Consider the following 17,786-nt stretch of genomic DNA (forward strand, 5'->3'; position numbering starts at 1 on the left):
TGTCCATGAAAGCAAAGATCAGACTGTATGTAGACCATGCGCTCGCTGCTGGGCAATCCATTCCTCTGACCAAGGAGCAGGCGCATTACCTTTTCGGCGTCATGCGACTTGCCGAAGGCGCGTTTGTCGCGCTGTTTAACGGGCGGGACGGTGAGTATATCGCGCGGGTTGCCGAAGCAGGAAAACGACGCGGCATTCTGGTTTGCGAGGCGCAAAGCAAACCGTTGCAAATGCCGCCGGATGTTTGGTTGTGCTTTGCGCCGATCAAAAAAGCGCGCACCGATTTTATTGTCGAGAAAGCCGCCGAAATGGGTGCTGCGCGGATTTGCCCTATGCAGACAGAATTTACCAATTCCGAACGCATCCGGCGCGACCGGCTACAGGCCCATGCCGTTGAAGCTGCCGAGCAATGCGGTGGCACTTATGTGCCCGAAGTGGCGGAGATTGAGCGGTTCGGGCGGATGCTGGATAATTGGCCTGATGATCGGCACATCCTCTTTTGCGATGAGGCGTTGGTTGGCGATAAGCTGGATTTTGAGAGCGCGGCCAAGGGCGGTAAATGGGCGATATTTATCGGCCCCGAAGGCGGTTTCTCTGATGCGGAGAGAACGAGATTGGGCGCACATCCTTTGGCTCGCTCAATCAGCCTTGGTCCGCGCATCCTAAGGGCGGACACCGCAGCGGTTGCGGCGCTCACACTTTGGCAAAAGCAATGTGGGGATTGGCAATGAGTTTTGTGCGCCCAGAAGTGAAACTGGTGCTGGCCCGCTATTCCGAAGTGATTTGGGCGGGGGCGGCGCTTGTTATTGCTCTTTGGCTTGTCTGGCTGGGTGGTATTCTCTTTGTGATGTTGTCATTGCCGTTTTTTGCCGCCGCGCTGGCCTTTGGGCTTTATGGCGTCCGCCGCGCACGGTTTCATAGCCGGCAATCTGCAGCGCCAAAATCCGAAGGCGTTGTCGATCTGATCGAACAGGAGCTGACGTTTTTTGACAGCGGGTATGGCGCAAAAATTGCCCTAAGTGATGTGACCCGAATTGAAATTCGCACCTGTGAGCCAGAAGACGGCGAAGAAGATATGTTCTGGATCATCTCGCAGAAACGCGCGCCGCGCGTGGAGATCCCAGCAAGCGCCGTTGGCGGAGACGAGGTTTTCGACGCGCTGGTTGCGTTTCCCGGAGCTGACTACGAAAACGTGATCACCGCCTCACAGCACAAAGGTGCAAAGCGTTTCCTTGTTTGGGAAGATGACGCCGCCCGCATCGCGCGGGAAAAGGTGGTTAAGTTGCATTGACAATAGCCGCGATAGAAATCACCTATTGAAGCCATTGATCTTTTACAAACGGATGCTCTCATGTCCATTCCACAGTCCGGCGGCGGCCCGATCGAAAATCACGCACAGCTTGCCGAATTGCTGGAGGCGGGCTGTAAACCAAAAGAGGATTGGCGCATCGGAACCGAGCACGAGAAGTTCGGTTTCTGTGAGGAAACGCAAAAACCACTTCCGTTTGAGGGCGAGCGTTCGATCTCTGCGGTTCTGACAGGGCTGCGCGACCAGTTTAATTGGGCGCCGATTGAAGAGTCGGGCAAACTCATTGGTTTGGAGAAAGACGGCGCGAACGTCAGTCTCGAGCCTGGCGGGCAGTTAGAGCTTTCCGGCGCGCCGCTACAAACAATTCACGAAACTTGCGACGAGGTGAACACCCACCTGCGTGAGGTTAAGGCGATTGCCGATAAAGTTGGCGTGAAATTCATCGGACTTGGGGCGGCTCCCGTGTGGAAACACGAGGATATGCCCGTGATGCCCAAAGGGCGCTATAAGCTGATGACGGATTACATGGATCGCGTGGGTACCATGGGCAAGTCCATGATGTACCGGACCTGCACCGTGCAAGTGAATCTCGATTTCGCGAGTGAAGTGGACATGACGCAAAAGCTGCGTGTTGCCTTGGCGTTGCAGCCTGTTGCGACGGCGCTTTTTGCAAACTCGCCGTTTTTCGAGAATAAGGTCAACGGCCATAAGTCTTGGCGTAGCCGAATTTGGCGCGACCTTGATCCGGCGCGGACAGGGACATTGCCGTTTGTGTTTGACGAAGGGTTCGGCTTTGAAGCGTGGGTGCAATATGCGCTCGATGTGCCGATGTATTTTGTTTACCGCGACGGAAAATACATCAACGCCTTGGGACAGAGCTTCCGCGACTTCCTGAAGGGCGAGCTTCCGGCGCTCCCCGGCGAGAAGCCGAACTTGAGCGATTGGGCCGATCACCTCACAACCATTTTCCCAGAGGCACGGATCAAGCAGTTCCTTGAAATGCGTGGCGCGGATGGTGGGCCGTGGCGGCGACTTTGTGCGCTTCCGGCGTTTTGGGTTGGTATGTGTTACGAGCAATCTTCGCTGGATGCAGCATGGGATTTGGCCAAAGGCTGGGATGCGGAAACACGCGAAGGTTTGCGGGTGGCAGCTTCGGTGGACGGTCTGCAAGGCAGTTTCAACGGTGTTCATCTGAGCGATGTGGCGCGCGAATGTGTGAATATTGCCGATGCGGGCCTAAAGCAGCGTGCGCGCAAAGGGGCGGGCGGCATGATCCCAGATGAGACACACTTCCTTAATGCGCTCAAAGACAGCATCGAAACTGGCCGTGTACCCGCTGATGAGTTGCTCGCGAAATACAATGGCGAGTGGGATCACGATCTTAGCTATATCTACGACGAGTACTGTTACTAAGCCGTAGTTTTCCCTTGCTTGAACGAGAGTTCCCGATTCAGTGTTGATGTCTAACCTATTAGGAAAGGACATTAATATGCGTGAATTCTTTATTAACTCGTTCGAGAAGCTTGTCGGCATCATCATTGTTTTGATGGTTATTGGCGTCGTTATCGGCGCGATTGGAACCATGTTTAGCGGTCAATCGGGCGCTTTTTTCGCTGGACTTGGTGTGCTGTTTTTTGGGGGCATTTATGTGGTTATGATGGGCGGCATTCTTTATCTGTCGCTGGGTATTTACCACAACACCATGCGTACCGCAGATGCGATTGAGCGTTTGGAAACCAAAGGTTAAAGGCTTTTGCTCTGTGCGGAGCGAAACTGCGCAGAGCCTATTTCTTCCCGATTTTTGGTTCTGTACCTGCGCGCAGGCGGTGAATGTTTTCCCAATGCCGCCAATAAATCAGGATCGCAAAAATCATCCCGAGGAAGAAGAGTTCTCCCTTTTGCAAGACAACCATCCACAGTGGCGAAAGCCCAGCTGCCATAAGTGCTGCGAGCGAAGAGTAACGAAGCGCGAATGCAAAGAAGAGCCATGTTGCGCAAGCGGCCAATCCGATTTGCCAGCTTAGTGCGAGCATAATTCCAAGGAACGTCGCAACGCCCTTGCCGCCTTTGAACCCAAGCCAAACAGGGAAACAATGCCCCAAAAACGCTGCCAGCGCGGCAATTTGCGCAGCACTTTCGCCCCAAAGCTCGCGGGCGATCAGAACCGCAATTGCCCCTTTGGCGGCATCAAAGAGTAGCGTCAGCGCCGCGGCTTTTTTGTTGCCCGTGCGCAAGACATTGGTTGCGCCGATGTTGCCTGAGCCGATCTCGCGCAGGTTTCCAAGGCCCATGACGCGGGCCAACAATACGCCCGAGGGGATACTCCCGAGGAGGTAGCCCACAATCGCGGCGAGCATGAAAACTTCTGTCGGCACTTCAAACAATGACATCAATCAGCTCCGTAAACCTGTTTTCCTGCAACGAATGTTGCACGGACTTTGCCCTGCATTCGCTGTCCGTCAAAGGGGGTATTTTTGGATTTTGACTTGAGCGAAAAGCGATCAAGCACGAATGGCGCATTCAGATCAAACAAAACGAGGTCTGCTGGGGCATTTTCTGCCAAGCGTCCGGAGGCAAGTCCGAGGCGATTGGCTGGGTTGAGCGAGAGCGCGGCCCAAAGGGTCGGCAGGTCGATCAACTCAGCATGAACAAGGCGAAGCGCGGCAGGCAGCAATGTTTCAAGCGCTACTGCACCGGATGCTGCCTCTTGGAAAGGGAGGCGCTTGCTTTCTTCGTCTTGCGGGGTGTGCATGGACGAGATGATGTCAATCAGACCAGAGGCCACGGCATCAACCATCGCGAGGCGGTCGTCTTCGCTGCGAAGGGGCGGTTTTACCTTAAAGAAGGTGCGGTAATCGCCTACGTCAAATTCGTTGAGCGTGAGGTGATGGATCGAAACACCAGCAGTTACATCAAGACCACTCTCCTTAGCGCGACGAAGTGCCGGCAGGGCGGCGGCGGTGGAGAGTGTATCGGCGTGGTAACGCGCGCCGGTAAGCTCAACCAGCGCGAGATCGCGCTCAAGTCCCATGCGCTCCGCCATCGGCGAAACCGCCGGCAATCCGCGCAGCGAGGCGAATTTGCCCGACGTGACCGCTGCGCCTTTTGATAGGATCGGATCCTGCGGATGAGCGATAACGAGCGCGCCAAGGCTTCTGGCATAGGTCAGCGCGCGGGAAAACACTTTGTTGTCGGTGATGACATTGTCGCAATCGGAAAATGCAATCGCACCTGCATCTCGCATAAAGCCGATCTCGACCATCTCTGCGCCATTGCGCCCCTTTGTTAGTGCCGCCATCGGCAACACGTTTACAGGAGCCGCCTCATTCGCGCGGCGCGCGACGAATTCGAGTGTTTCGGGACTGTCGAGCGCGGGGATTGTATCAGGCCGCGTTGCCATTGTCGTAACGCCGCCAGCGGCGGCTGCGGCGCCTGCGGTGCGGAAGCTTTCTTTATGGCGTTCACCCGGCTCCCCGATTTTCACGCCAATATCAACAATGCCCGGCGCAAGATGTTTGCCATCGCAGTCGATTGCTTCGATGCCCTCGGGAGGCTTCACGTCGCCAGAGTGGATCTCCGCAATCTTGCCGTTGCGGATCGTAAGTGCGCCGAGCGTTTCTGTCTTGGCATCAGGATCAATCAGGCGGGCGTTATGAAGGAAGAGATCGCTCATACCAAAACCTCCTTGGGCTCGGCTCGGAGGTTGCGGGCCAGAAGGTCCATCGCGGCCATGCGAACGGCTACGCCCATCTCGACCTGCTCCTGAATGACGCTGCGGTTGATGTCATCGGCAATTAGCCCGTCAATCTCGACGCCGCGATTCATCGGGCCGGGATGCATGACAATCGCGTCGTCCTTCGCGTAGGAAAGCTTTTCCGCATCAAGCCCGAAGCGATGGTAGTATTCGCGTTCGCTCGGAATAAAGCCGCCATCCATCCGTTCTTTCTGAAGGCGTAGCATCATCACAACGTCCACATCCGCCAAACCTTCGCGCATGTCATCATAAACCTCGACGCCGAATTCGGATATCTGGCTTGGCATAAGCGTTGGGGGACCAACAAGGCGCACGCGGTTTTCCATTTTGCCCAGCAGGATCAGGTTGCTGCGCGCCACGCGCGAATGTGCGATATCACCACAGATCGCCACAGAGAGCCGGTGCAGCCGCCCCTTTGCGCGGCGGATGGTGAGCGCATCCAGCAAAGCCTGTGTCGGGTGCTCGTGATAGCCGTCACCCGCGTTCAGCACGGCGCAGTTCACCTTCTCCGCCAACAGGTTTACCGCGCCCGAATGCGGATGGCGCACAACGAGCAAATCCGGGTGCATGGCGTTGAGCGTGAGCGCGGTATCAATCAGGGTCTCTCCCTTTTTGATGCTGCTTGCCTGCATCGCCATGTTCATCACATCCGCCCCGAGGCGCTTGCCTGCTAGTTCGAAGCTGGCCTGCGTGCGGGTGGAGTTTTCAAAGAACATGTTGATCTGTGTGAGGCCCGCGAGCGCGTCCGAGTGCTTGGACTTCGAGCGGTTTAGATCAACATAGCTGTCGGCCAAATCCAGCAACGTTGTGATTTCATCTGGGGCAAGGTGCTCGATCCCCAAAAGATGCTTGGCGCGGAATGACATGACAGGCCCTTTCGTCGATTTTCTTGCTTATAGAAACAGGATACCAAAGGCGCAAATTATTCTTTTGAAGCCGCGAGTACGGATTCAAGCCTTTACCCCGCTTTAGGGGCGGCATAGCTTTGGCGCATGGAGTCGCAATTGGGAATTCACGAGGCCAAGGCCTTGCTTGACTGGTACATCGAGTTGGGTGCTGATGAGGCCATTCTCGATGCGCCTGTAAATTGCTATGACCTTCCGAATGAACTGCCCAAAGCTGCCTCTGCGCGAAAGCCTGAACGATCGGGCAAACCTAAGGTTGCTGTTCCTGTTATTTCTCAACAGGAAGAAGCAAAGAACGCTTTTGATGCAGCCTGCAAACGCGCCAAAGAAATCGCCGAAAGTTGCGATACGGTTGAGGCGCTCAAATCGTCCATCGAGAGTTTTGATGGGTGCGACCTGAAAAAAGGTGCGCGCAACACGATTTTTGCGGATGGCAATCCGCAGGCGTCGGTGATGGTGATCGGAGAGGTCCCGACCCTCGAAGAAGACCGCGGTGGCGCACCGTTTATCGGGGCCGCAGGACAAATGCTCGACAAGATGTTCGCGGCAATCGGCCTGTTGCGCAGCTCGCCTGATCCGGAAACGGCGTTGTATGTCTCCACTGTGTTGCCATGGCGCACGCCACAGGATCGCCCGCCGAACATGCAAGAGATTGATATGCTGCGATGTTTTGCGAGGCGACACATCGAACTTGCCGATCCGAAAGTTGTTATTTTGATGGGGAATGTTCCGTGCCAGATTTTGTTGGGCAAGGGGAATATCAACCGCCAGCGTGGTCGATGGACCGAGTTAAACGGGCGACCGACATTGCCGATGTTGCATCCGGGGCGACTCCTGCGCACGCCAGCGGTCAAACGTGAAGCGTGGGCTGATTTGTTGGCCCTCCAAGCAAAACTGCGGGATTTGACCTAGGGAGGCAGTATGGCCGAACGTGAATTTATTCCGGTGCGGATTGCTATCCTCACAGTGTCCGACAGCCGCAGTCTCGCCGAAGATCGCTCAGGCCAGACCCTTGTAGATCGGCTGGAAAAGGCAGGTCATGTTCTCGCAGATCGCAAGATTCTCCCCGATGAGCGCGAAGAGATTGCCGATCAATTGCGCGCATGGTGTGCCGATCCGGCGGTAGATGTGGTAATATCAACTGGCGGTACAGGTCTTACAGGGCGCGATGTTACCGTTGAGGCGCATCACGACGTGTATGAGAAAACGATGGATGCCTTCGGAACAGTGTTCACGATTGTCTCGATGAACAAGATTGGCACCTCCGCCGTTCAGAGCCGTGCAACCGGCGGCGTAGCGCAGGGCACCTATCTCTTTGCTCTTCCCGGAAGTCCCGGGGCTTGCAAGGATGCATGGGATGAAATTTTGGTCAAACAGCTCGATTACCGGCACATGCCATGTAATTTCGTCGAAATTTTTCCGCGTTTGACCGAAAAAATGAGACGGAAATAGCGTTTCGGTTCGTATATACCAATAAGCGCCCAATGAACGGCGTGGTCATATGACAATAAAATGACGCGTAATCAATGCATTACGCAATCAAGGAGTTCAACGGATGCGATTTCTGGGCCGTAGTCTGACGGGTGTTTTCCTGCTGGCGGTAACACTGGGGCTTCTTGCATGGGGCGGAAATACCGTGGTTTCGGCATTTCAAAGCCGAAACGCACAGAGTGAAGCCCAGAGACCTGCGCGCGAGCGTGTCTTTTCCGCAAATGTTGTTGACCTCGTGGCCGCAGATCATACGCCGGTGTTCACCGCTTACGGCGAAGTGCGTAGCCGCCGAACGCTCGATTTGCGGGCATCTTCTGCGGGGCGAGTTGTATTCGTTGATCCAGCCTTTGAAGAAGGCGGGCGCGTTACGGCAGGGCAGTTGCTACTGCGCATTGACCCTGCGGATGCAGAAGACGAGCTGCGGCGTGTAGAAGCCGATATCAGCGAGGCAGAGGCAGAAATTCGTGCCGCGGAACTCGCGCTGACTTTGGCCAAAGATGATCTGAATGCAGCCATAGATCAGGCCGACCTGCGCGAAGTTGCATACAAAAGACAGACCGATTTGAAAGAACGCGGTGTGGGCACCGACGCCGCAGTTGAAACCGCCGCACTTGCCGCCGCCTCTGCGCGTCAGGCAGTTGTGTCCCGCCGTCAGGCGCTCGCGCAGGCCGAAGTACGTGTTGAAACTGCGAATGCGGCGCTCGCTCGTCATGCAATCACATTGACCGAGGCCGAACGGCGGTTGGAAGAAACCGAAATCCGTGCTGGCTTTGACGGAACACTTTCGGGCGTTTCCGTTGTTGAAGGCGGTATCGTGACCGCCAATGAACAGGTCGCGCAACTTATCGATCCGAAATCTCTTGAAGTCGCGTTCCGAGTCTCGACAAGTGAATATGCCCGCCTGCTTGATGGCGAAGGCAACCTTGTCGGCGCGCCGGTTTTTGTTGGGCTGGATGTGCTTGGCCTTGACCTTCAGACCGAGGGGAAAATTACGCGTGAAAGCGGAGCGGTTCAGACCGGTCAAAGCGGCCGTGTTCTGTATGCTGAAATGGCCGATCACAGCGGCTTCCGCCCAGGTGATTTTGTCGAGGTTAAGATTGATGAGCCGGAGCTTAAGAACGTTGCGCGCGTGCCGTCTTTGGCGTTGAACGCAAGCGGCGAAGTGCTCGTTTTAGGGCCGGAAGACCGGCTGCAGTCTGTTTCTGTAGAGGTGTTAAGGCGTCAGGATGATGAAGTCCTGATCCGTGCCGATGGCCACTATGGCGAACAAATTGTGGCGGAACGGTCTCCATTGCTTGGCGCGGGCATCAAGGTGCGCCCACTGGTGGCTGGTCAGGAGCAGAGCGCCGAAGGTACGAACGCCGAGGGAGCGCCGCCAGCCGCCGAGATGGTGACCCTGACAGATGAGCGGCGCGCAGCACTTGTCGCCTTTGTCGAGAGTAACCAACGTATGCCGCAGGAAGCACGCGAGCGTATTCTCGGGCAACTTGCGCAGCCTGAAGTTCCAGTGAACGTCGTTGATCGGCTTGAGCAGCGGATGGGAGGCTAACCATGCGCAATACCAACAAAATGGCGGGCGGAATCCTCTCGTATTTCACACGCCACGCAACCGCTGCGAACCTCTTGCTTGTGGTCCTTATCGTTGCGGGTCTTGCGGCGGTTCCAAACATGCGCGCGCAGTTTTTCCCCGATGTTGTTATCGACTCGGTTTCCGTTTCGGTCGATTGGGAAGGCGCAGGCGCGGAGGACGTGGATACTGCTATTGTCCAGCTTTTGGAGCCAGCTTTGCTTGGTGTCGAAGGCGTTGAATCTTCCTATTCCACATCACGCGAAGGCTCCGCGCAGATAAGCCTCGATTTCGAAGATGGCTGGGATATGTCGCGCGCGGCGGATGAGGTTCAGGCGGCCGTTGATTCCGTGTCTAACCTGCCTGAAGACGCTGAAGATCCGAACGTCCGCCGCGGTGCTTGGCGGGATCGTGTTACCGATGTCGTGATCGAAGGGCCTGTGGATGTCGAGCAGCTCGGTCGGCTCGCCGACGAGTTTGTTACGCGGTTGTTTTCCGTTGGTGTGACCCGCACAACGCTGCGAGGGTTCGCTGCGCCTGAGACAATTGTAGAGGTGCCGTCAACGTCGCTTATCAAGAATGATGTCTCGATGCAGGCGATCGCGACAGCGATTGCAGCCGAAGTTGATGCTGATCCAGCAGGGGATGTTGAAGGCGCAAACGCGCGCGTCAGAACGGGCGTCGCCAAGCGAAGCGCAGAAGAAATTGCCGATATTATCCTTCGCAGTGAGCCCGACGGAACACAGCTCCGCATCGGTGATGTTGCCTCGGTGACGCAGCAAGGCATCGACAGCGATCGCGCCTATTTTGTCGGAGAGAACCCAGCGATCTCCATTCGGATTGACCGCTCCGCAAGCGGGGATGCGATTGCGATTCAGCAGCAGGTTGAGGATGTCGCGGAAGAAATGCGCATCTCCTTGCCGAAGGACGTAAACATAACCCTAATTCGTACCCGTGCAGAGGCGATTACGGGCCGTCTTGCCCTATTGCTTGATAACGGCCTCATGGGGTTGGGGCTTGTTGTGATGCTGTTGTTCCTGTTTCTCAATGCACGTATTGCGCTTTGGGTTGCCGCGGGGATTCCGGTTGCGATGTTGGCTGCGATATCGCTGATGTATGCGGCGGGGCTCACGTTCAATATGATCTCGTTGTTTGCATTGATAATCACGCTTGGCATTGTGGTGGATGACGCGATTGTTGTTGGCGAACATGCCGATTTCCGTGCGCGTCGATTGGGCGAAAGCCCGTTGGTCGCTGCCGAGAACGCGGCTATTCGTATGGCGCCGCCCGTATTCTCCGCAACGGTTACAACCGTCATCGCGTTCTTTGGGCTCGTTGCAATTGGTGGTCGATTTGGCAGCTTGATCGCCGACATACCCTTTACTGTGATTGTGGTGTTGATTGCGTCACTTGTTGAATGTTTCCTTATCCTGCCAAACCACATGGCTCACGCGCTCCGCCACGCAGGTAAAAACAACTGGTACGACTGGCCCAATCGCGTGGTGAACCGTGGCTTTAGCTGGTTCCGTGACAACATATTCCGCCGATTCATGAGGCTCGTTGTCGTCGCGCGTTATCCGGTGATTGCAATGACGGTTGTGCTGTTGTCGATTCAGGCGGCGCATTTCATCAATGGCGACGTGCAGTGGCGTTTCTTTAACGCGCCGGAGCAGAGTTCTGTCTCGGGCAACTTCGCCATGGTCAACGGCGCGACGCGCGAAGATACGTTTGCGATGATGCAGGAGATGCAGCGCGCCGCAACGGATCTTGGTGCGCGTTATGAAGAAGAGTACGGCACCAATCCTATCGTCTACACCCTTGCTGAAATTGGCGGGAATACGGGGCGAGGCCTGTCGGGCGTGGACACGAAAGATAGCGATCTACTTGGCTCCATTGCGATTGAGTTGATAGATTCCGATTACCGCCCCTATAGCGCCTTTGCCTTTGTGGCCGCGCTTCAAGAAGAAGTGCGCCAACACCCGCTCGCCGAGGTTGTCAGCTTCCGTGGCTGGCGGTCTGGCCCCGGTGGGGATTCGCTTGATGTGCAGTTTTACGGCGCGGAAGCGCCAACGTTGAAAGCAACTGCAGAGGCGCTCAAAACCGCGCTGACGCAATTTCCAGAAGTCTCGGCCGTTGAGGATAGTCTGTCTTATGACAAGGAGGAGATGATCCTTGAACTCACCCCGCAGGGTCAGGCTATGGGCTTCTCGATTGATACACTTGGCCGCGTGCTGCGTGATCGGCTCAACGGGATTGAAGCCGCCACCTATCCAGACGGGCCGCGCAGCGCGAAAATCCGAGTTGAATTGCCAGAAGGCGAACTTTCAGCCGACTTCCTAGAACGCTCCTACATGAGAAGCGAAACGGGGGATTACCTAAAGCTTGCCGACATCGTTCGTGTCGATCAGCAGAGCGGATTTTCCACCGTTCGCCGAGAGAATGGCATACGGGTTGTTTCGGTAACGGGTGATATTTCCGAAGACGATCCCGACCGCGCCAGCGCGATCATGACACAGCTTGAAGAAGAGATCCTTCCGGAGTTGGAAAGCGAGTTTGGCGTCGGTTGGCGGCTTGCAGGATTGGCTGAGCAAGAACAGGAATTCCTGACCGATGCGCTTGTTGGTTTCGTGATGTGTCTAACCGGTATTTACCTCACATTGGCTTGGGTCTTTAGCAGTTGGACGCGGCCAATTGTTGTGATGGCCATTATTCCCTTCGGCCTTGTCGGGACGATTTACGGCCATCTTGTATGGGAAGTGCCGCTCTCTATGTTCTCTGTTGTCGGGCTGATCGGCATGACGGGTATCATTATCAACGACTCGATTGTTTTGATCACGACAATTGACGAATACGCCGAAGAGCGTGGCTTGTTCCCCGCTATCATTGATGGCGTGGCTGACCGTTTGCGTCCTGTTATGCTTACAACGCTGACAACGGTGCTTGGCCTCGCGCCTCTGTTGTTTGAATCCTCAAGTCAGGCGCAGTTCCTGAAGCCAACGGTTGTAACGCTTGTTTACGGACTTGGGTTCGGGATGGTATTGGTGTTGCTTGTTGTGCCCTCGCTTATCGCAATTCAGAGTGATTTCTCGGGACGGATTGCCTCGGCGCGCCGTGCATTCCGTTTCCCTGAGGGCGGGCGACTTGTGTCGTTTGTATCGACAGCGGTGGCGCTGTTCGCGTTGCTTGCATTTGCAGTAACAATGGGCGTTTCGATTGTTACCGGAGAATTCGCAGGGGTCTTGTTGGCGCTCATGCCGGGATTGGCCAATGCGCCGTTGATCGCAACAAGTTTCGCGCTTTTTGTCGGTCTGACGCTTTTGGCAACACTCATCGGCTTCTTCATCGGCGCGGTTCTGTTTGGCCGAAGCGAACCGCGAAGCGTTCAGGACTCTCCGACGCAGCCTTGAATGTCGATTACTTCCCGCGTGCCAAGAAGAGTGATCCTTACGTCTTGCCGTTGAATGGAAACGGGGCTGCCGGTCTCACTTTCAATCTCTGCAACAGCGTGGACGGTTTGGCCCTTCTGGGCGGTACTTGTGGGGCCGACCCAAAAGGATTGATCCGCGTGCTCAATAACCGCATGAACCTTACCGATGTCTTGGTTCATTTTAGTTGTTGTGTTGATGGAAATGCCGTTCTCTGTTGGCGAAATTCCACATTTTGTCGCTGATAATCCGGCCTGCCGCGCGCTTTTGGGCAAGTCCTTTAGCGCTGCGTTGATCTCTGCTGATTTTCGCGTGTTTTCTGGCTTCAATGGTTGCGAGATATCGAACTGCACCGGAACGCAAATGTCCTTGCAAACGCCAAGCTCGATAGTTCCTGCCAACTCTGCGGCTTGGCCTTTGTTGGTTGGCACTACAATGATCGGTAAAACCACGCGGTCGCGGTACACAAAAGATGTCAGGCCGTATTTCTCATCGATTTCCGGACGGGGCCATACGATAGAGGCGCCGCCTACATTTTTGCTCGCGGTCCAGTCGTATTCCATCGGAATGCCGGAATCCCCGGGAATTCGCCAATATGTAACCCACCCGGGCGCTAGATCGACCTTGAGGGCAGTAACATAAGTGCCGTCGGTATTCTTCCAGCCCGAGAGCGTACTGACTTTAATCACCTTGTCCGCGTCAAACCCACCCGCAATCGCAGGAGCGCTAATAAGCAGCGCGAGACACGTGTTTTTGAGCGTGCGCAAGGCAGAATTGGTGCGATTTCTGGGGTGTTTCATAGTGTTGCTCCTTGAGCCGAACAATAGAGATCAGCTTTGAAATAGGAAGTCACAATGCGATGAAGTGCTTGTGAAACAGAGTGGATCGCCTCTTGAAAACTTAAGCCATTGAGCGCACCATGACCCCATGGACATTGAAGACCATAGCCTTTGTGGAAAGCTTCTCATCGCCATGCCTGGCATGGGGGACACAAGGTTTGACCATAGCGTAATCTATCTTTGCGCCCATTCTGACGAAGGGTCGATGGGGTTGATCGTCAATAAACCCTCCCTTGATATCAAGATCGACACGCTGCTTGAGCAACTCGATATTCCAAAAGGGGAGCAGAGCTCTGATATTCGCGTACACTTTGGCGGCCCTGTCGAACATGGGCGCGGATTCGTGCTGCATTCGCGTGATTATGATGCCGGAGATTCCACGCTTCATGTGGATGATAGCTTTGGAATGACCGCAACGATCAGCATTCTTGAGGACATCGCCCAAGGACAGGGACCAAGAAATGCAATTCTTGCACTGGGTTATGCGGGGTGGGGTGCTGGGCAGCTTGAAGGTGAGATTCTAGCAAACGGATGGCTCACAGCCGATGCAGAGCCGGAATTGGTTTTTAATATGGAGAACGATGAAAAGTGGAGCGCCGCCCTTGAAACGCTTGGGGTAAGCCCGCTTGTTTTGTCTTCTACGTCCGGTAATGCCTAATACTTGACACGCGGCGCGGCGGCGCGACGAAGTCTGTCGTTAATGGCTTGGCCGAGGCCGTGTTCGGGGATCGGCGCAAAAGCAATCTTCTCGGCTTCCATTGCGTTCGCTTGGTGCAATATCTCAAACAGATTTGTTGCCGCCTCATGGAGGTCACCAGAAGCAGAAAGTGTGAGATCTGAGCCTTCACAGGGGCCAAACCCAACATAAATTTCGCCGTCTCGCTTCTTGTCGGCGTTAAGGCGAACCGGTGCGTTCGGCGCATAATGGCTGCTCAACTGGCCGGGTGCTGTTATTTCCCCGTTGGCGGCTGGTTCGGCCAGTGGTGCTCCAAGACATGCTTCAACCGCTTCGCGCGGCAACCCGCCGGGGCGCAGGAGCGTTGGGGCGTCGATACAGCCGATGATCGTACTTTCCAGACCGATCTCGCAGGGGCCACCGTCAAGGACGGCTTCAATCTCGCCGCTTAACCCTGCAAGCACATGATCCGCCGAGGTCGGGCTGACTTTGCCAGAGGGGTTGGCCGAGGGGCCGGCAACGGGCCCGTCAAATGCCGCAAGCAATTCGTGAGATAGTTCAGAACCAGGAATGCGAATGCCGACGCTATCAAGCCCCGACGTGACCAGTGGAGAAAGGCCGGAATTTTCGCGCAAAGGAACAACTAGCGTTAACGGGCCGGGCCAAAAAGCCTGTGCGATCTGCTTGGCCGCACCGTTGAACACGCCATATCGTTCGGCAATTTCGAGATTGGCCACATGCACGATCAGCGGGTTAAATTGCGGGCGACCCTTAGCGGCAAAAATACGCGCCACAGCATCAGAGTTGCGGGCATCTGCGCCGAGGCCGTAAACCGTTTCGGTTGGAAACGCGCAAAGCCCGCCAGCGCGCAAGACATCAAGAGCCTTGGCAATGCCGTCTTGCATAGGATTTAGGCGTTCAGTTGTAAGCATGCGGTCTCTGACGTGGCGTTTCTATTGCTGGACACCTACGATTTAGTAGGCTCGCTTTTGAAAAAGAGACATAGCGACATGCCCTTGCTTTGCCAAGTCGCGGAACGGAGACCGAATGACATACACAGCACCAACCAGAGAGATACAATTCATTCTTGATCATATCGTGGGGCTGGATCAGGTGCGCGAAACAGAGCGTTTTGCCGATGCAACCGCCGATGTTGTCGAAGCGATTCTCCAAGAGGCAGGCAAACTCAGCACCGAGGTTCTTGCGCCACTGAATCGCGTGGGAGACCTTGAGCCCGCAACATTGGAGAACGGTGTTGTGCGCTGTTCCACCGGTTTTGATAAAGGTTACGAAGCTATTGCAGAAGGCGGCTGGGTTGGCATGGCGGCCGATGCGGAATTTGGCGGCATGGCGCTGCCAATGACGGTTGCAACTGCGGTTAACGATATGCTGTCTGGATCGTGTTTGTCGTTGTCTCTCAACCCGTTGATGAGCATGGGGCAGATCGAGGCACTAGAGCATCATGCGAGCGATCACCTCAAGTCGGTTTACCTTCCCAAACTGATTTCGGGCGAGTGGAACGGAACAATGAACCTGACCGAGCCGCAGGCCGGATCGGACGTGGGCGCGTTGGCCTCGAAGGCCGTTGATAATGGCGATGGCACCTATGCGATCACAGGCCAAAAGATATTTATCAGCTGGGCCGACAACGACTTTACTGCGAACACCTGTCACCTCGTGTTGGCGCGTTTGCCGGATGGTGCCAAAGGAACGAAGGGCATCAGCCTATTTATGGTGCCGAAATACATCCCAGATGAAGACGGAAACCCAGGCAAGGCCAACAGCCTTCGGGTTGTGTCGCTAGAGCATAAAATGGGCCTGCATGGCTCTCCGACCGCGGTCATGGAATATGATGGCGCGACCGGTTGGATCGTGGGCGAAGAACACGCGGGCATGAAGGCGATGTTCACAATGATGAACAACGCGCGCCTCGGCGTTGGCGTTCAGGGTGTCGGAATTGCCGAAGCGGCGTATCAACATGCGCTGGCTTATGCGAACGAACGCAAACAAGGCCGCTCGCCGATTGAAAACGGAACAGGCACCATCATCGATCATGCCGATGTGCGCCGGATGCTTGCAACGATGAAGGCCCAGACCTTTGCCGCACGATCAATCGCGCTCTACTGCGCTGTGTCGATTGATATGGCCACCGCGACAGGTTCGGCAGATTGGCAAGCACGCGCGGCTCTGCTGACGCCGATTGCCAAAGCTTTCGGCACAGATGTGGGCATTGATGTTGCAAACCTTGGCGTACAGGTTCACGGCGGCATGGGCTTCATTGAGGAAACCGGCGCGGCCCAATTCGGGCGCGACGTGCGCGTGACGGCGATTTACGAAGGTACAAACGGCATTCAAGCGATGGACCTCGTTGCGCGCAAGATGATGGATGGCGGCGAGGCGGCATTCCGGCTTCTTGAGGATGTGCAGAAGTACTCCGAGAAGGCGCGCAGCCAGTTCCCCGAGCTAACGGAAAGCGTTTGGAGCGCTGCGGAATCCCTGCGCGAAACAACGGAATGGTTGGTGGCGCAGGATGATCTTGCGGACCGGTTTGCGGGGGCGGTGCCTTATCTGCGTGCCTTCGCGCTTGTTCTTGGCGGGTTTGCGCATCTGAATGCTGCATCTGTTGAAGGTGGCGATGGCGCGCGGACACGACTTGCACAGTTCTTTGTGAAGCGTTTGCTGCCAGAGCACGCGGCTCTGTTGCAACACGTCCGAGAGGGCGCGTCAGACCTTTATGCAATAACGCCCGAGGACCTCGCGCTTTGAGTTTGGACGATACGCTAGACCCAAGCGGTATTCGCTATCCATTTGAAACCCCGCCCGCCGAGGGAGAGGCGATCGAAGTCGCCGAGGGCGTGCATTGGATGCGGCTTCCTCTGCCGATGAAGCTGGATCACGTGAATGTTTATGCGCTGGATGATGGCGCTAGCTGGACGATCGTTGATACGGGTTTTGATACCAAACGCACGCGACGTATTTGGGAGAAGCTGCTGAGTGGTCCGCTTGCAAGTAAGCCTGTTGAGCGCGTGATCGTGACGCATCATCACCCAGACCATATCGGACTTGCAGGATGGTTTCAGACCGAATTCGGCGCGGAGCTTGTAACCACGCAAACAGCTTGGCTTTCTGCGCGAATGCTAACGCTGGATGAACAACTGCTGCCAACACCCGAAACGCTTACGTTTTGGACGCGTGCCGGCATGGATCCAGAGATATTGGCGAAGCGGGCCAAGGAACGGCCGTTCAACTTTGTGGATATGGTCGCGCCGCTGCCGCTTGGGTTCACACGCATCCGCGAAGGTAGCAAGCTCACAGCAGCGGGGCGAGACTGGACTGTTCGAATCGGTAACGGACATGCACCGGAGCATGCGTGTCTCTTTAGCGATAGTGACCACCTGGTTCTGGGCGGCGACCAACTATTGCCGTCGATCTCTCCGAACATCGGAGTCTACGCGACCGAACCAATGGCGGACCCTCTTCAGGAATGGTTGGATGCTTGCACGCATATGGCCAAGTTTGCGAGAACGGATCAGCTTGTTCTGGGCGGTCACAAATTGCCCTACACAGGGCTACCCACACGGCTTGGACAATTCGTGAAAAACCACGAGGGCGCGCTTGCAAGATTGCTCTCGCATCTTGAAACGCCGAAAACCGCGGTTGAGTGCTTTGATGTCCTCTTTAAACGCCCGATTGGCGAAGCAGAATACGGGCTGGCGCTGGTCGAAGCAGTGGCCCATGTTAATCACCTATATTTGAACGGAAATATCACGCGCACCCTCGAAGAGGATGGCGCTTGGAGGTGGCGCAAGGTAGGGTGACG

16 protein-coding genes are annotated in these 17,786 nt (G+C 55.7%); 11 read left to right on the forward strand and 5 right to left on the reverse strand.

Annotated features, from left to right (window positions below; genetic code table 11):
- Window positions 1-5 precede the first annotated feature (5 nt).
- From N9C89_RS01385 to N9C89_RS01400, 4 genes are all read left to right on the forward strand, one after another.
- Window positions 6-731 (forward strand): 16S rRNA (uracil(1498)-N(3))-methyltransferase, encoded by a 726-nt coding sequence (locus N9C89_RS01385; protein WP_263952024.1) that lies wholly within the window; start codon window positions 6-8, stop codon window positions 729-731.
- Window positions 728-1,291 (forward strand): hypothetical protein, encoded by a 564-nt coding sequence (locus N9C89_RS01390; protein WP_263952025.1) that lies wholly within the window; start codon window positions 728-730, stop codon window positions 1,289-1,291. Before N9C89_RS01385 ends, N9C89_RS01390 begins: the two co-directional genes overlap by 4 nt.
- Window positions 1,292-1,351: 60 nt before the next feature.
- Window positions 1,352-2,722: a glutamate--cysteine ligase gene (locus N9C89_RS01395; protein WP_263952026.1), complete on the forward strand. Its 1,371-nt coding sequence runs from the start codon at window positions 1,352-1,354 to the stop codon at window positions 2,720-2,722.
- A 76-nt stretch (window positions 2,723-2,798) separates the two neighbouring features.
- The gene (locus N9C89_RS01400; RefSeq protein ID WP_263952027.1) at window positions 2,799-3,056 is read left to right on the forward strand and encodes a hypothetical protein; all 258 of its coding nucleotides are present in this window, start codon (window positions 2,799-2,801) and stop codon (window positions 3,054-3,056) included.
- 37 nt (window positions 3,057-3,093) lie between these two features.
- Here N9C89_RS01400 and plsY read toward each other — a convergent pair whose 3' ends face one another.
- Genes plsY through N9C89_RS01415 form a run of 3 tightly spaced genes read right to left on the reverse strand, consistent with a single transcriptional unit; the run spans window position 3,094 to window position 5,929 of the window.
- The gene (gene plsY, locus N9C89_RS01405; protein ID WP_263952029.1) at window positions 3,094-3,699 is read right to left on the reverse strand and encodes a glycerol-3-phosphate 1-O-acyltransferase PlsY; all 606 of its coding nucleotides are present in this window, start codon (window positions 3,697-3,699) and stop codon (window positions 3,094-3,096) included.
- Window positions 3,699-4,982 carry a dihydroorotase gene (pyrC, locus tag N9C89_RS01410; protein WP_263952030.1) on the reverse strand — a complete coding sequence of 428 codons (1,284 nt, stop codon included), beginning with the start codon at window positions 4,980-4,982 and terminating at the stop codon, window positions 3,699-3,701. The genes plsY and pyrC overlap by 1 nt, the downstream gene beginning before the upstream one ends.
- The gene (locus N9C89_RS01415) at window positions 4,979-5,929 is read right to left on the reverse strand and encodes an aspartate carbamoyltransferase catalytic subunit (protein ID WP_263952031.1); all 951 of its coding nucleotides are present in this window, start codon (window positions 5,927-5,929) and stop codon (window positions 4,979-4,981) included. Before N9C89_RS01415 ends, pyrC begins: the two co-directional genes overlap by 4 nt.
- Before the next feature lie 138 nt (window positions 5,930-6,067).
- Between N9C89_RS01415 and N9C89_RS01420 the strand changes: the two genes are divergently transcribed.
- From N9C89_RS01420 to N9C89_RS01435, 4 genes are all read left to right on the forward strand, one after another.
- Complete coding sequence (locus tag N9C89_RS01420) at window positions 6,068-6,880, forward strand: uracil-DNA glycosylase (protein ID WP_317134918.1); 813 nt, start codon at window positions 6,068-6,070, stop codon at window positions 6,878-6,880.
- 9 nt (window positions 6,881-6,889) lie between these two features.
- Entirely contained in the window at window positions 6,890-7,420 is a 531-nt protein-coding gene (gene moaB / locus N9C89_RS01425; protein WP_263952033.1) for a molybdenum cofactor biosynthesis protein B, read from the forward strand.
- 103 nt (window positions 7,421-7,523) lie between these two features.
- Window positions 7,524-9,008: an efflux RND transporter periplasmic adaptor subunit gene (locus N9C89_RS01430; RefSeq protein ID WP_263952034.1), complete on the forward strand. Its 1,485-nt coding sequence runs from the start codon at window positions 7,524-7,526 to the stop codon at window positions 9,006-9,008.
- 2 nt (window positions 9,009-9,010) lie between these two features.
- On the forward strand, window positions 9,011-12,433 hold the full coding sequence (locus N9C89_RS01435) for an efflux RND transporter permease subunit (protein WP_263952035.1): 3,423 nt from the start codon (window positions 9,011-9,013) through the stop codon (window positions 12,431-12,433).
- Here N9C89_RS01435 and N9C89_RS01440 read toward each other — a convergent pair.
- The gene (locus N9C89_RS01440; RefSeq protein WP_263952036.1) at window positions 12,409-13,251 is read right to left on the reverse strand and encodes a protein-disulfide reductase DsbD domain-containing protein; all 843 of its coding nucleotides are present in this window, start codon (window positions 13,249-13,251) and stop codon (window positions 12,409-12,411) included. The two genes, N9C89_RS01435 and N9C89_RS01440, sit on opposite strands and share 25 nt — an antisense overlap.
- A 127-nt stretch (window positions 13,252-13,378) precedes the next feature.
- Between N9C89_RS01440 and N9C89_RS01445 the strand changes: the two genes are divergently transcribed.
- Window positions 13,379-13,948, forward strand: a complete 570-nt coding sequence (locus N9C89_RS01445) for a YqgE/AlgH family protein (protein WP_263952037.1) — start codon at window positions 13,379-13,381, stop codon at window positions 13,946-13,948.
- Here the strand turns inward: N9C89_RS01445 and N9C89_RS01450 are convergent.
- Complete coding sequence (locus N9C89_RS01450; protein WP_263952038.1) at window positions 13,945-14,898, reverse strand: L-threonylcarbamoyladenylate synthase; 954 nt, start codon at window positions 14,896-14,898, stop codon at window positions 13,945-13,947. The two genes, N9C89_RS01445 and N9C89_RS01450, sit on opposite strands and share 4 nt — an antisense overlap.
- Before the next feature lie 115 nt (window positions 14,899-15,013).
- Between N9C89_RS01450 and N9C89_RS01455 the strand changes: the two genes are divergently transcribed.
- The gene (locus N9C89_RS01455; RefSeq protein ID WP_263952039.1) at window positions 15,014-16,732 is read left to right on the forward strand and encodes an acyl-CoA dehydrogenase; all 1,719 of its coding nucleotides are present in this window, start codon (window positions 15,014-15,016) and stop codon (window positions 16,730-16,732) included.
- 2 nt (window positions 16,733-16,734) lie between these two features.
- Entirely contained in the window at window positions 16,735-17,784 is a 1,050-nt protein-coding gene (locus N9C89_RS01460) for an MBL fold metallo-hydrolase (protein WP_394358476.1), read from the forward strand.
- Window positions 17,785-17,786 lie beyond the last annotated feature (2 nt).

This window comes from Halocynthiibacter sp. SDUM655004, from assembly GCF_026015885.1.
Lineage (GTDB): Bacteria > Pseudomonadota > Alphaproteobacteria > Rhodobacterales > Rhodobacteraceae > Falsihalocynthiibacter > Falsihalocynthiibacter halioticoli.